The sequence below is a fragment of the Streptomyces sp. Pv4-95 genome, from assembly GCF_045782725.1.
Classification (GTDB): domain Bacteria; phylum Actinomycetota; class Actinomycetes; order Streptomycetales; family Streptomycetaceae; genus Streptomyces.
This window is the reverse complement of the sequence record NZ_CP127172.1, coordinates 6,758,386-6,770,719: the sequence shown is the minus strand read 5'-3', so window position 1 is coordinate 6,770,719 and position 12,334 is coordinate 6,758,386. Positions and strand designations below refer to the sequence as shown.

14 protein-coding genes and 1 tRNA gene are annotated in these 12,334 nt (G+C 72.2%); 4 read left to right on the top strand and 11 right to left on the bottom strand.

Annotation, left to right across the window (positions count from 1 at the left end):
* Positions 1–68: 68 nt before the first annotated feature.
* Both QOM21_RS29650 and QOM21_RS29645 read right to left on the bottom strand, forming a co-directional pair.
* Positions 69–1,262 (bottom strand): argininosuccinate synthase, encoded by a 1,194-nt coding sequence (locus QOM21_RS29650; protein WP_407554090.1) that lies wholly within the window; start codon positions 1,260–1,262, stop codon positions 69–71.
* Between the two features lie 117 nt (positions 1,263–1,379).
* Positions 1,380–1,754 (bottom strand): DUF488 domain-containing protein, encoded by a 375-nt coding sequence (locus QOM21_RS29645; RefSeq protein ID WP_407554089.1) that lies wholly within the window; start codon positions 1,752–1,754, stop codon positions 1,380–1,382.
* Between the two features lie 143 nt (positions 1,755–1,897).
* Here QOM21_RS29645 and QOM21_RS29640 point away from each other — a divergent pair.
* Positions 1,898–1,971 (top strand) — tRNA-Pro (locus QOM21_RS29640).
* Positions 1,972–2,102: 131 nt separating this feature from the next.
* Here the strand turns inward: QOM21_RS29640 and QOM21_RS29635 are convergent.
* The 6 genes from QOM21_RS29635 to QOM21_RS29610 all read right to left on the bottom strand — a co-directional run bounded on the left by QOM21_RS29635 (position 2,103) and on the right by QOM21_RS29610 (position 7,361).
* Complete coding sequence (locus tag QOM21_RS29635) at positions 2,103–2,645, bottom strand: arginine repressor (RefSeq protein WP_407554088.1); 543 nt, start codon at positions 2,643–2,645, stop codon at positions 2,103–2,105.
* 8 nt (positions 2,646–2,653) lie between these two features.
* Complete coding sequence (locus QOM21_RS29630) at positions 2,654–3,871, bottom strand: acetylornithine transaminase (protein ID WP_407554087.1); 1,218 nt, start codon at positions 3,869–3,871, stop codon at positions 2,654–2,656.
* The gene (argB, locus tag QOM21_RS29625; RefSeq protein WP_407554086.1) at positions 3,868–4,797 is read right to left on the bottom strand and encodes an acetylglutamate kinase; all 930 of its coding nucleotides are present in this window, start codon (positions 4,795–4,797) and stop codon (positions 3,868–3,870) included. Before argB ends, QOM21_RS29630 begins: the two co-directional genes overlap by 4 nt.
* Positions 4,794–5,945, bottom strand: coding sequence for a bifunctional glutamate N-acetyltransferase/amino-acid acetyltransferase ArgJ (gene argJ / locus QOM21_RS29620; RefSeq protein ID WP_407554085.1), 1,152 nt, complete (start codon positions 5,943–5,945; stop codon positions 4,794–4,796). Before argJ ends, argB begins: the two co-directional genes overlap by 4 nt.
* Positions 5,946–6,030: 85 nt before the next feature.
* On the bottom strand, positions 6,031–7,059 hold the full coding sequence (argC, locus tag QOM21_RS29615; RefSeq protein ID WP_407554083.1) for an N-acetyl-gamma-glutamyl-phosphate reductase: 1,029 nt from the start codon (positions 7,057–7,059) through the stop codon (positions 6,031–6,033).
* Positions 7,060–7,169: 110 nt separating this feature from the next.
* Positions 7,170–7,361, bottom strand: coding sequence for a DUF1059 domain-containing protein (locus QOM21_RS29610; RefSeq protein WP_407554081.1), 192 nt, complete (start codon positions 7,359–7,361; stop codon positions 7,170–7,172).
* Between the two features lie 399 nt (positions 7,362–7,760).
* Here QOM21_RS29610 and QOM21_RS29605 point away from each other — a divergent pair, with 399 nt between their 5' ends.
* The 3 genes from QOM21_RS29605 to QOM21_RS29595 all read left to right on the top strand — a co-directional run bounded on the left by QOM21_RS29605 (position 7,761) and on the right by QOM21_RS29595 (position 10,126).
* Positions 7,761–8,507, top strand: coding sequence for a response regulator transcription factor (locus tag QOM21_RS29605; RefSeq protein WP_407554080.1), 747 nt, complete (start codon positions 7,761–7,763; stop codon positions 8,505–8,507).
* A gap of 214 nt (positions 8,508–8,721) precedes the next feature.
* Complete coding sequence (locus tag QOM21_RS29600; RefSeq protein WP_407554078.1) at positions 8,722–9,192, top strand: YybH family protein; 471 nt, start codon at positions 8,722–8,724, stop codon at positions 9,190–9,192.
* Positions 9,193–9,349: 157 nt separating this feature from the next.
* On the top strand, positions 9,350–10,126 hold the full coding sequence (locus tag QOM21_RS29595; protein WP_407554076.1) for a hypothetical protein: 777 nt from the start codon (positions 9,350–9,352) through the stop codon (positions 10,124–10,126).
* Between the two features lie 41 nt (positions 10,127–10,167).
* Here the strand turns inward: QOM21_RS29595 and QOM21_RS29590 are convergent, their stop codons facing one another.
* The 3 genes from QOM21_RS29590 to QOM21_RS29580 form a co-directional block, all read right to left on the bottom strand.
* Positions 10,168–11,007 carry a hypothetical protein gene (locus tag QOM21_RS29590; protein ID WP_407554075.1) on the bottom strand — a complete coding sequence of 280 codons (840 nt, stop codon included), beginning with the start codon at positions 11,005–11,007 and terminating at the stop codon, positions 10,168–10,170.
* 230 nt (positions 11,008–11,237) lie between these two features.
* Positions 11,238–11,807 carry a histidine phosphatase family protein gene (locus tag QOM21_RS29585; protein ID WP_407554073.1) on the bottom strand — a complete coding sequence of 190 codons (570 nt, stop codon included), beginning with the start codon at positions 11,805–11,807 and terminating at the stop codon, positions 11,238–11,240.
* 43 nt (positions 11,808–11,850) lie between these two features.
* Entirely contained in the window at positions 11,851–12,303 is a 453-nt protein-coding gene (locus QOM21_RS29580; protein WP_407554071.1) for a GNAT family N-acetyltransferase, read from the bottom strand.
* Positions 12,304–12,334: the final 31 nt, after the last annotated feature.

The window sequence follows — 12,334 nt, the reverse complement described above, 5'->3', positions numbered from 1 at the left end:
CTGCACCGCCTCCCCGCCGCGAGGGCGGGGAGGCGGCATGCGTACGTGAGGCTACCGAGCCTGAGGGCTCAGGCCTGGTCGCGCTTCGCCGCGATCTTGCTCGACATTCCGAAGAGCTCGATGAAGCCCTTGGAGAGCGACTGGTCGAAGGTGTCGCCGGTGTCGTAGGTCGCCAGGTTGAAGTCGTACAGCGACTTGTCGGACTTCCGGCCGGTGACGACCGCGCGACCACCGTGCATGGTCATCCGGATGTCGCCGGTGACCTGCTGGTTGGCCTCGGCGATGAAGCCGTCCAGGGCGCGCTTGAGCGGCGAGAACCACAGGCCGTCGTAGACCAGCTCGCCCCAGCGCTGCTCGACCTGCCGCTTGTAGCGGGCCAGCTCGCGCTCGACGGTGACGTTCTCCAGCTCCTGGTGCGCGGTGATCAGCGCGATGGCGCCGGGCGCCTCGTACACCTCGCGGGACTTGATGCCGACCAGGCGGTCCTCGACCATGTCGATCCGGCCGATGCCCTGGGCGCCGGCGCGCTCGTTGAGCTGCTGGATGGCCTGCAGGACGGTGACGGGCTTGCCGTCGATGGCGACCGGGACACCCTCCTTGAAGGAGATGATGACCTCGTCGGCCTCCCGCGAGGTCGCCGGGTTCTCGGTGTACTCGTAGACGTCCTCGATCGGCGCGTTCCAGATGTCCTCCAGGAAGCCGGTCTCGACGGCACGCCCGAAGACGTTCTGGTCGATGGAGTACGGCGACTTCTTGGTGGTCGCGATCGGGAGGTTCTTCTCCTCGCAGAAGGCGATGGCCTTGTCCCGGGTCATCGCGTAGTCGCGGACCGGGGCGATGCACTTCAGGTCGGGGGCGAGGGAGGAGATGCCGGCCTCGAAGCGGACCTGGTCGTTGCCCTTGCCGGTGCAGCCGTGGGCGACGGTGGAGGCGCCGTGCTTCTTGGCCGCGGCCACCAGGTGCTTGACGATGGTCGGCCGCGAGAGCGCGGAGACCAGCGGGTAGCGGTCCATGTAAAGGGCGTTGGCCTGGATCGCCGGGAGGCAGTACTCGTCGGCGAATTCGTCCTTGGCGTCCGCGACCTCGGCCTCGACGGCGCCGCAGGCGAGGGCGCGCTTGCGGATGACGTCCAGGTCCTCGCCGCCCTGGCCGACGTCCACGGCAACGGCGATGACCTCGGCGCCCGTCTCCTCGGCGATCCAGCCGATACAGACAGAGGTGTCCAGGCCGCCCGAGTAGGCGAGTACGACGCGCTCGGTCACGGGTTTCTCCTTACGATGCATACGCTGATGGGTATAAGTATGCACTCCACCGTATGGTTCGTCAACGCCACCGGAAAAGCCCAGGTCAGCGGCGGTTCGACGGAGTGTCGCGCGCGCTCAGGAGCCCTCTCGCAGAGCGTCGAGAAGGACGGATGCATGGCTGTACGCCGTCTCCTTCGTCGCCGTCAGGAGCGTCAGCGGGCCGTCCGCCGCCAGCTTCCGCAGGCCGTCGAGCGCGGCCCGCGCCTGCGGCGCCGCCAGCTCCGCCCGGTAGCGCGCCGCGAACTCCTCGTACCGCTCCTCGCGGTGGTCGTACCAGCGGCGCAGCTCCGTGGAAGGGGCCACGCCCTTGCACCACTCGGTGAGCTGCGCGTCGGCCTTGGACAGCCCGCGCGGCCACAGCCGGTCGATCAGCACCCGGGGGCCGTCCGACGGCTCCGGGGCGTCGTACACCCGGCGCACCCGCACATTCCCCCCGGACAAATCGGCCATACCTTCATCGAAGCACGGAAGCGCGGCCCCTGCCGCGGGGCCGGGAATCGGCCTCGGGGGGACCCGCTTTGGATTCAGGGGCCAGGACAGGGTATTTTTCTTCTGCACACCCCGGCCGGGAGGATTCCGGTCGGTACGAGCACCGGGACGTGGCGCAGCTTGGTAGCGCACTTGACTGGGGGTCAAGGGGTCGCAGGTTCAAATCCTGTCGTCCCGACGGTGCGAAAAGCCCGCTGACAGGGAGATGATTCTCCTGGTCAGCGGGCTTTTTCCGTGAGTGCGTGGCGATGGGCGCCGGCCGGGCGAGCGGGCGGCGCACGGTGCGCCTGCGCCGCTCCCCGGCTCCGCTCAGTGCGCCTTCTGCGCCAGCCGCAGCAGATGATCCGCGAGCGCCTGGCCGCCCGCGGGATCGCGGCTGATGAGCATCAGCGTGTCGTCGCCCGCGATGGTGCCGAGGATGTCGTGCAGTTCGGCCTGGTCGATGGCCGAGGCCAGGAACTGGGCGGCCCCCGGCGGCGTGCGCAGGACGACGAGATTGGCCGAGGCCTCGGCCGAGATGAGCAGTTCGCCGGAGAGCCGGCGCATCCGCTCCTCCTTGGCCGACTCCCCCAGCGGCGCCCGCGGCTTGCGGTCGCCGCCCTCGCTGGGCACCGCGTAGATCAGCTCACCACCGGTGTTGCGGATCTTCACGGCGCCGAGTTCGTCCAGGTCCCGCGAGAGCGTCGCCTGCGTGACGGAGAGCCCGTCATCGGCGAGCAGCTTGGCGAGCTGGCTCTGGGAGCGGACCGCCTGCCGGTTGAGGATGTCCACGATCCGGCGGTGGCGGGCGGTGCGGGTCTGCGGTACGGCCTGGCCGCCGTTCAGCGACTCGTTCTCCTGCGGGTCGGTCATCGTTGTCGTCAGTCTCCGGATCGTTGTTCCCCGTGGGCCCCTTCGAGGGCCGTGTCGAGGACGGCGGGGAGCTTCCGGAGGAACGTGTCCGCCTCGTCGTCCGAGACGATCAGCGGCGGCGCGAGCCGGACGACATCCGGCGCGACCGCGTTCACCAGGAGACCCGCGTCCTGAGCCGCCTGCTGCGCCCGGGGCGCCAGCGGCTCGGTCAAGACGATACCCAGGAGCAGTCCCGCGCCGCGGACCTGGCCGACCAACGGGTGCCCGAGAGCCTCGATTCCGCTCCGCAGCCGCTCGCCGACGCGCTTGACGTGATCGAGCAGGCCGTCGGCCTCGATGGTGTCGAGGACGGCGAGGGCGCCGGCGCAGACGACGGGGTTGCCGCTGAACGTCGAGCCGTGCGAGCCGGGCGTGAGCAGGTCGGCGGCCGGGCCGAACGCCAGCGTCGCGCCGATCGGGAGGCCGCCGCCCAGGCCCTTGGCGAGGGTGATGATGTCGGCCTCGACTCCCTGGGCCTGCGACTCCAGCCAGTGGCCGGTCCTGCCGATGCCGGTCTGGATCTCGTCCAGGACGAGCAGCGTGCCGGTGGCGGCGGTGATCTCGCGGGCCGCCCGGAGGTAACCGGGCGGCGGCACGACGACGCCGTTCTCGCCCTGCACGGGCTCCAGGATGACGAACGCGGTGTCGGTGGTGACGGCGGCGCGCAGGGCGTCGGCGTCCCCGTACGGGACGTAGCTGACATCGCCCGGGAGGGGGGCGAACGGGGCCTGTTTGGCGGGCTGTCCGGTCAGGGCGAGGGAGCCCATGGTGCGGCCGTGGAAGCCGCCCGCCGTGGAGACCATGTGCGTGCGGCCGGTCAGCCGGCCGATCTTGAAGGCGGCCTCGTTGGCCTCGGCGCCGGAGTTGGAGAAGTACACCCGGCCGGGGCGTCCGGCCAGCGCGATCAGCCGCTCCGCCAGCGCCACGGTGGGCTCGGTGACGAAGAAGTTGGAGACATGGCCGAGGGTGGCCACCTGGTCGGAGACGGCGCGGACCACCGCGGGGTGGGCGTGGCCGAGCGCGTTGACCGCGATGCCTCCGAGGAAGTCGAGGTATTCGCTGCCGTCGGCGTCCCAGACCTTGGCGCCCTCGCCGCGCACCAGCGGGAGGCGGGGGGTGCCGAAGTTGTCCATCATGGTGCCCTGCCAGCGCCCGCTGAGGCCCTCGTTGGTCATCGGCTCGCTCATGTCGCCCCCTCGATCGTGTTGCTGTCCGGCACGACCATCGTGCCGATTCCCTCGTCCGTGAAAATCTCCAGCAGGATCGAGTGCTGGACCCGTCCGTCGATCACGCGCGCGGTGTGCACACCGTTGCGGACGGCATGCAGGCAGCCGCGCATCTTCGGCACCATGCCGCTGGCCAGGTCGGGCAGCAGCTTCTCCAGTTCGGTGGCGGTCAGCCGGGAGATGACTTCGTCGCTGTGCGGCCAGTCCTCGTAGAGACCCTCGACGTCGGTGAGGACCATCAGCGTCTCGGCGCCCAGCGCGGCGGCAAGCGCGGCCGCCGCGGTGTCGGCGTTGACGTTGAAGACGCCGGACGCGCCGACGGCGGTGTCCTCCTCGTCGCTGCTCCGGGCGATGGAGGAGATGACCGGGATACGGCCGTCGTCCAGGAGCGCGTGCACCGCACCGGGGTCGATCGAGGTGATCTCACCGACCCGGCCGATGTCCACCCGTTCGCCGTCGATCTCGGCGTAGTGCTTGGTCGCCGTCATCAGGTGGGCGTCCTCGCCGGTCATCCCGACGGCGAGCGGGCCGTGCTCGTTGAGCAGCCCGACCAGTTCGCGCTGCACCTGGCCGGCGAGCACCATCCGGACGACGTTCATCGCCTCGGGCGTGGTGACCCGCAGACCGGCCTTGAACTCCGACTCCAGGCCGAGCAGATCGAGCTGCGCGTTGATCTGGGGGCCGCCGCCGTGCACGACGACCGGGCGCAGCCCGGCGTGCCGCAGGAAGACGACGTCCTGTGCGAAGGCGCTCTTGAGCTCCTCGTCGACCATCGCGTTGCCGCCGAACTTGATGACGACGGTCTTGCCGTGATGCCGGGTCAGCCAGGGCAGCGCCTCGATGAGGGTGCGGGCCTTGGGGAGCGCGGTGTGCTTACGGGTACTCATGAGGAGTACGCGCTGTTCTCGTGGACGTAGTCGGCGGTGAGGTCGTTGGCCCAGATGACCGCGCTCTCGGCGCCGGCGGAGAGGTCGGCGGTGATCCGCACCTCCCGGTAGCGCATGTCGACCAGGTCGCGGTCCTCGCCCACGGAGCCGTTCTTGCAGACCCATACGTCGTTGATGGCGACGTTCAGCTGGTCGGGCTCGAAGACGGCGGAGGTGGTGCCGATGGCGGAGAGCACCCGGCCCCAGTTGGGGTCCTCGCCGTGGATGGCGCACTTGAGGAGGTTGTTGCGGGCGATGGAGCGGCCCACCTCGACGGCGTCGTCCTCACTCGCGGCGCCCACGACCTCGATGCGGATGTCCTTGCTTGCGCCCTCGGCGTCACCGATCAGCTGCCGGGCGAGGTCGTCGCAGACGGTGCGGACCGCTCCGGCGAACGCGGCGCCGTCCGGCACCACACCGGAGGCGCCCGACGCGAGCAGCAGCACCGTGTCGTTCGTCGACATGCAGCCGTCGGAGTCGATCCGGTCGAAGGTGGTCCGGGTGGCCGCGCGCAGTGCCGCGTCGAGCTCGGCGGCCGGCACGTCGGCGTCGGTCGTCAGCACCACCAGCATGGTGGCCAGGCCCGGTGCGAGCATGCCCGCGCCCTTGGCCATGCCGCCGACCGTCCAGCCGTCCTGGCCGGCGACGGCCGTCTTGTGCACGCTGTCGGTGGTCTTGATCGCGATGGCGGCCTTCTCGCCGCCGTGCTCGGTCAGTTCGCCCGCGGCCCGCTCCACGCCCGGCAGCAGCTTGCCCATCGGCAGGCGCAGGCCGATCAGGCCGGTGGAGGCGACGGCCACTTCGCCGGCGCTGTGGCCCAGCACCTCGGCCACCTTCTCCGCGGTGGCGTGGGTGTCCTGGAAGCCCAGCGGGCCGGTACAGGCGTTCGCGCCACCGGAGTTGAGGACCACCGCGGAGACCTGGCCGCCCTTGAGGACCTGCTCGGACCAGACGACCGGCGCGGCCTTGACGCGGTTGGAGGTGAAGACACCGGCGGCGGCTTGGCGCGGACCGTTGTTCACCACGAGGGCGAGGTCCGGGTTTCCGTTCTCCTTGATTCCGGCGGCGATACCCGCCGCCGTGAATCCCTGTGCTGCCGTGACGCTCACTGCTTCTCCTCCGTCGCTACCCCGGCCGCGCCCCTCGTGGGCGGGCCGGCCTCCCCTTGCTGCCCGGTCCCGGTCTCCGTGCGGGTCACGGGGCGACCCCGACCGCCGGCAGCCCCGTCCCCTCGGGGAGCCCGAGGGCGATGTTCATGCTCTGGACCGCGCCGCCCGCGGTTCCCTTGGTGAGGTTGTCGAGGGCGCAGATCACGATGATCCGGCCGGCCGCGGCATCGAGCGTCACCTGCAGGTGCACGGCGTTGGAGCCGTACACGGCGCCGGTCGAGGGCCACTGCCCCTCGGGCAGCAGCCGGACGAACGGCTCGTCGGCGAACGCCTTCTCGTACGCGGCGCGCACCGCGTCGGCGTCCACGCCGGGCTTCGCCTTCGCCGAGCAGGTGGCGAGGATGCCCCGCGGCATGGGCGCGAGGGTCGGTGTGAAGGAGACCCCTACCCGCTCACCGGCGACCGCGCTCAGGTTCTGGATCATCTCGGGAGTGTGCCGGTGCCCGCCGCCGACGCCGTACGGGCTCATCGAGCCCATGACCTCGGATCCCAGCAGGTGCGGCTTGGCGGCCTTGCCCGCGCCGGAGGTGCCGGACGCCGCGACGATCACTGCCTCGGGCTCGGCGAGGCCGGCTCCGTACGCCGGGAACAGCGCGAGGGAGACGGCGGTGGGGTAGCAGCCGGGGACGGCGATGCGCCGGGTGCCCTGGAGCGTAGTGCGGCCGCCGGGCAGCTCCGGGAGGCCGTACGGCCAGGTGCCGGCGTGGGGCGAGCCGTAGAACGCCTCCCAGTCCGCGGCGTCGGCCAGCCGGAAGTCCGCCCCGCAGTCGACGACGAGCACATCGGGCCCGAGTTCCTCGGCGACCGCCGCGGACTGGCCGTGCGGCAGGGCCAGGAAGACCACGTCGTGCCCGGTGAGCGCCTCGGTCGAGGTCGGCTCGACCAGGCGGTCCGCGAGCGGGAGCAGGTGGGGCTGCAGTGAGCCCAGGCGCTGCCCCGCGTTGGAGTGCCCGGTCACCGCGCCGATCTCCACCTCGGGGTGGCTCAGAAGCAGGCGCAGAACCTCACCTCCCGCGTACCCACTCGCACCGGCCACTGCTGCACGTACCGCCATGGACCCTCCTCATCGATGGCATGACTATACGGACAGCGGCAGTTTTATGCAACGCTGCGATGCGCCGGACGACCGCCCCGCATCGAGGGCGGCGCCCGGCGGGCCGTGGTTCAGGCGTGCTGTGGGACCTCGTCCTTGAGGGTGGACCGGATCTGCTCACGCAGCTCCGGGGAGTCCATGTGGCCGTGGACGGATACCGCGTGCTCGCTCGCCGCGCGCACCACTTCCTCCTCCTCGCCCGCGATCACGAGGGTGCAGTTCATCTCGCTGGGGTAGTCCCGGCAATCGACCATCTTGCGCATGACGCACCTCCTCTCCTTCCAGTGTCGGCCCGCCCCCCGGCCGGCGCATACGGCGAACTCCGTATGGCGCTCCGGCGCCGTGCCCTGCTGGAGTGGACGGTAGAAATGGGGTGCCGTTCCTCGCACGACCGGAGGGACGGATTTCGGCTTCCGCCGCCCGCCCGCCGTCCGTCCTCGCGCAGCACGGACCTCGGGCACGGGGGATCTCACGCGGGATACGGAGGCGGTACGCACACCGCCGACGCAGCCGGGCTCGCACCGCAGGCGGCTCGTCGCACAGAGCCCGCCCACCGCGTCCATGCCGTCGGCCGCTCACCGCGGCCGACGCCCCCGGCCGGTCTTCCCCCGGCCGGCCGGGCGGCCCTTGACTCCCCTCGCCGCGCTCGCCACCCTGAGGACATGAACGCGGCCGGGGAGGTCGGCCTGCGACGCGTACTGGCCGTCGTGGACCTCCTGATCGACGCCGTCGACGAGGACAGCCTCGTCCCGGCGCTCCTGCCGTTGCTGCTCCGTGCCGTACCGGGCGACAGCATCGTCTGGACGCCCCGCCCCGATCCGGCCGAGCGGATGCGCACCCTGCCGGAGGGCCTGCTGGACCGCGCCGCCCTGGAGACGTTCGCGCGCCATGCGGCAGCCGACGCGCTGGTCACCCACACCACCATCGGGACCGGCGCCCCGATGCGCCGCTCCGCCCTGCAGACCAGCGGCGAATACCACGCCCTGGCCACCTATGCCGAGGTCTACCGGCCGCTCGGGGCCGAGCACCAGCTGGCGATGGCGTTCCCCGGCGGCTTCGCGGACGGCACGCCGCGCAGCGTGTGTCTGGTCGTCAACCGCAGCGGCAGCGACTTCACCGATGGCGATGTCGCGGTGGCCGCCCTGCTGCGCACCAGGCTCGGCCGGGTCCTGAACCGGCTGGCCCCGCCGATGCCCGGACCGGATCTCGTCACCGGCCGGGAGTCCGCCGTACTCGGCCTGCTGGCCCACGGCCTGACCAACCAGCAGATCGCGCACCGTCTGGAAATCAGCCCCCGCACCGTCGACAAGCACCTGGAACACGCCTACGCCAAGCTCCACGTCGGGGGCCGGGTCCAGGCGGCGAACGCGTGGCGGACCGGCGGAGGGCCGATGGGGACGGGGCCCTAGGGCCGTACCGGTGGGCATGTCCCGCATCCCGGGAACGCTTCCGCCGTCTCCTGGCACCGGCTCGGTCCGGCCGCTCGGGTTGTCGGCCGAACCGGCCGCGGTCCGCAGTCCGCAGTCCGCAGTCCGCAGTCACCGATGAGTCGCGACGCCCGCCGAGGTCTACCCGTTGGACAGCGACAGGGGGCGCTCCGGCGCCGGACGACGGGAGAAACCCATGACCACCGACACCGGCACGACCCGGGAGACCGGGCGGACGGCCGACGAGACCGCACTCAAGGCACTGCTGGAGGAACGGGTGGCCGCGACGAAGGCACGCGACGCGCGGCGGTTCCTCGAACCGTGCGCGCCGGACATCGTGCGGTTCGATCTGGCCCCTCCCCTGCAGTCCAAGGGCGCGGAGACACGGGACCGCGAGGCCCTCGAAGCCTGGTACGCGACGTGGGACGGCGCCATCGAGATCACGCTGACCGAGGTCGAGTTCACGGTCGGCGACGAGGTCGCCTTCAGCCACGGCATCAACCGCATGCGCGGGACGAAGTCGGACGGCTCGCAGGTGGAGCTGTGGAGCCGGGGGACCGTCGGCTTCCGCAAGACCGACGGCACCTGGAGCATCACCCACACCCATGACTCGGTGCCCTTCCTGATGGACGGATCGGGTCTGGCCGCGCTGGATCTGACGCCGTAGCGGGGACGGCGGTCGGCCCCGGGCGGCAGGCCCGGGAAGTGGTGTCCGGCCGGGAGGCGCCGTGCAGCCGTGACGCACCCGGCGGCCGGCGGCGCACGGCCCGTTCCAGGACCGGAATTCGCTGGTGGCGTCCCGCGCGCCCTGCCACCATCGGCCCATGATCGAGTCCAGTGCACCGCCTGAATCCGCCGACCGTGACGAGTGGGTGCGTATCGCCGCCCGGAACAACGCCACGTGGTGCGACACCGTATGCCGGGCGCACGGCATATCCGGCGCCTTCGACGACCACGTCTGGGCAAGTGCACGCCGGACACCGCCGCTCTATCCGGATGCCGTCACGCTGACGCCCGAGGCTTCGGCCGCGGAGCTCCTGCCCCGGGTCGACGCCCGCTCCCCCGGCTGCTCGGTCAAGGACAGCTTCGCGCGCCTGGATCTGGCCTCCGCGGGGTTCGAGGTGCTCTTCGAGGCCCAGTGGATCCACCGTCCGGCCGGGGCCGCGGCCCCGGCGCCGGTGGCGGACGTCCGTTGGGACGTGGTCCGCGACGAGGACGATCTGGCGGCGTGGGCGGCCGCCTGGAGCGGAGAGCCGGCCGCGGCGGGCCAGGACGACAACGCGCAGCGGAGGCCGGACAACGGGCCTTTCCGGAGCGAACTCCTCGCCGACGACGGGACGTTCTTCCTGCGGGGGCTCCGCGGTGACACCGTGGTGGCGGGCGCGGTCGCCACCACGGAAGGCCCTGTGGTGGGCCTGTCCAATGTCTTCGCGGCCGACGACGATCCACACGGGGCGTGGGCGGGCGCCCTCGCCACCGTCGCCTCGCGGTGGGCCGGATCGGCGGTCGTCGGATACGAATCGGGCGCCGACCTGGAGGCCGCGGTGAGCCACGGCTGCCTGCCCATCGGCCCGTTGCGGGTGTGGTGGCGGGCCGGCTGAGCCGCCGGTCGGCGCCGTCGGCGCTGCCGGCCCGCCCGGGGTCAGCGCTGCCGGACGGCCCGGCCCCGCCGCCGGTGGAGAACGACTCCCCAGGTGACCGTGCCGGCCAGCAGTGCGCCGCCGCACACGGTGGTGCCCGCGCTCACGCCGGCGCCGCCGCCGAGGCCGGTGTGCGAACCGCCCTTGGGGACGGGGGTGCCGCCCCTGGCGGCAACCGTCATGGTCCCGGTGAGCTTCAGCCGCCCGTCGCCGTGCGCCTTGCCCGGCTCTTCGCCGGACTCCGTGCCGAACTCGGCGCCGGGCTCGCCGCCGGGCTCCGTCCCGGGATCGGTGCCGGGTTCCATGCCGGGATCGGTGCCGGATTCCATGCCCGGGTCGGTCCCGGCATCCAGGCCGGGGTCGTACTCGTCCGCGAGCCCGTCGTCGCTGTTGGTCCGGGCCGGTTGCTCAACGCCTGCCTCGGCGTGCCCCTCGCCATGCCCCTCTCCGGGCACCTTGCCGCTCTCCCCACCGTGGTCCTTGCCATGGTCCTTGCCGTGGTCCTCGGCGCCGTCCTTCCCGCAGACCAGGGTGACGGTGTAGGTGCCCGGCCGGGTCGTCTCCGGCACCCGGCCGGTGCCGCCGACCTGGTTGCGCAGCTTGGACAGCTTCATCTCCGGGATGCCCGCACCGTCGAACGTGGCGACGCCGGTCTCGCCCGGGCAGTTCCCGCCGTCGAAGACGGAGAACTCACCGCCCGGAGCCACCGGATCGGGCTCGATGATCACTTTGTGGCCGTCCGCCGGGGCGGCCACGGCTCCGGTGCCGTAACCGAGCAGCGAGGCGGACGCCAGGACGGTGCCGGCAGCGGCGGCACAGCGCAAGAAGTGACGTATGTGCATATCCAGAGCGAAACGCCCGGCCGGTCGGATTGCATGTCGATGACCGGCGCCGGACGGCCCGACCGGCGCGCAGGGCGACCGTCCCGCCATCGTTCCCGCAGGTCACGCGGTTGCGCTCGCCCCGTACGGCGGTACGGCCCGGATGGGCTTTCCGGGTGGCACGGGTCGCTCTCCGTCACCGGCCACCGACCCGGCGTCCACCGCACGCGGCTCCCGCCCCGGCGGGCGGCTCACCCGTCCAGACGGAGGCTCCACATGCCGGCCTGCCCGGTCAGCGTGGTGACCGACAGCGGCTGGACGTCGATGTGCCAGTACGAGTGCGGCGGCGCCTGGAGCGCGTAGACCAGGGCGGCGCGCACCACACCGGGCTCGGCGACCGCCAGCAGTCGCGCGCCCTCCTCGACGGGACGCGTGTCGAGCCATTCGCCGACCCGGCTGATGAAGGCCAGCAGCGACTCGCCGCCGTGCGGCGCGGAGCGCGGATCGGCGAGCCAGGCGTCCACCGCGCGCGGCTCGGTGGCGGTCACCTCCCCCAGGGTCCGGCCCCGCCAGCGCCCCATGTCGCAGTCACGCAGCGCCGGCTGGGCGAGCGGGCTGAGGCCGAGGGCGTCCCCGGTCTCCCGGCAGCGCTCCGACGGCGAGCGGTAGCGCAGCTCGGCGGCGGCGAGCCGGCACAGCACGGGGGCGGCACGCTCGGCCTCACGCCAGCCGGCGGCACCGAGGGGGCGGTCGTCGTCGAACCGCGTCTCCAGCAGCGAGGAGCTGCGGGCCGCGGCGAGCAACGTGAGGCGAACATGCATTCGCCGATGGTAAGAGCAGCGCCGCCCGGATCAACCCCTTTGATCAGAGGTTGATGGGCCCGGGGTCGATCAGCCCGAGCGTCATCCACTGTTCCGGCGCGACCAGGCTGCGGAAGCCGATCTTCTCGTAGACCCCGTGGGCGTCCTTGGTGGCGAGCGTGATCCGAGTCAGCCCGCAGGGCGTCAGGTGGTCGGCGACCGCCTCGACGAGCGCGGTGCCCAGCCCCTTGCCCCGGTCGTCGCGGCAGACGTAGACGTCGCAGAGCCAGGCGAAGGTGGCGTGGTCGGTGACCACCCGGGCGTACGCGACCTGCGTGCCCGAGTCGGCGTCGTACAGGCCGAAGTTGAGCGAGCCCGCGACGGCGCGGTCGTGCAGGTCACGGGGGCGGTCCAGGGCCCAGTAGGCGTCGGTGGACAGCCACCGGTGGACGAGGTCCGCGTCCAGGCGGGCCGGGTCGGTGGAGAGGTGGTAGCCGTCGAGGGCGTGATCGTTCATGCCGGGAGGTTGGCAGAACCGGGGGCCGCCG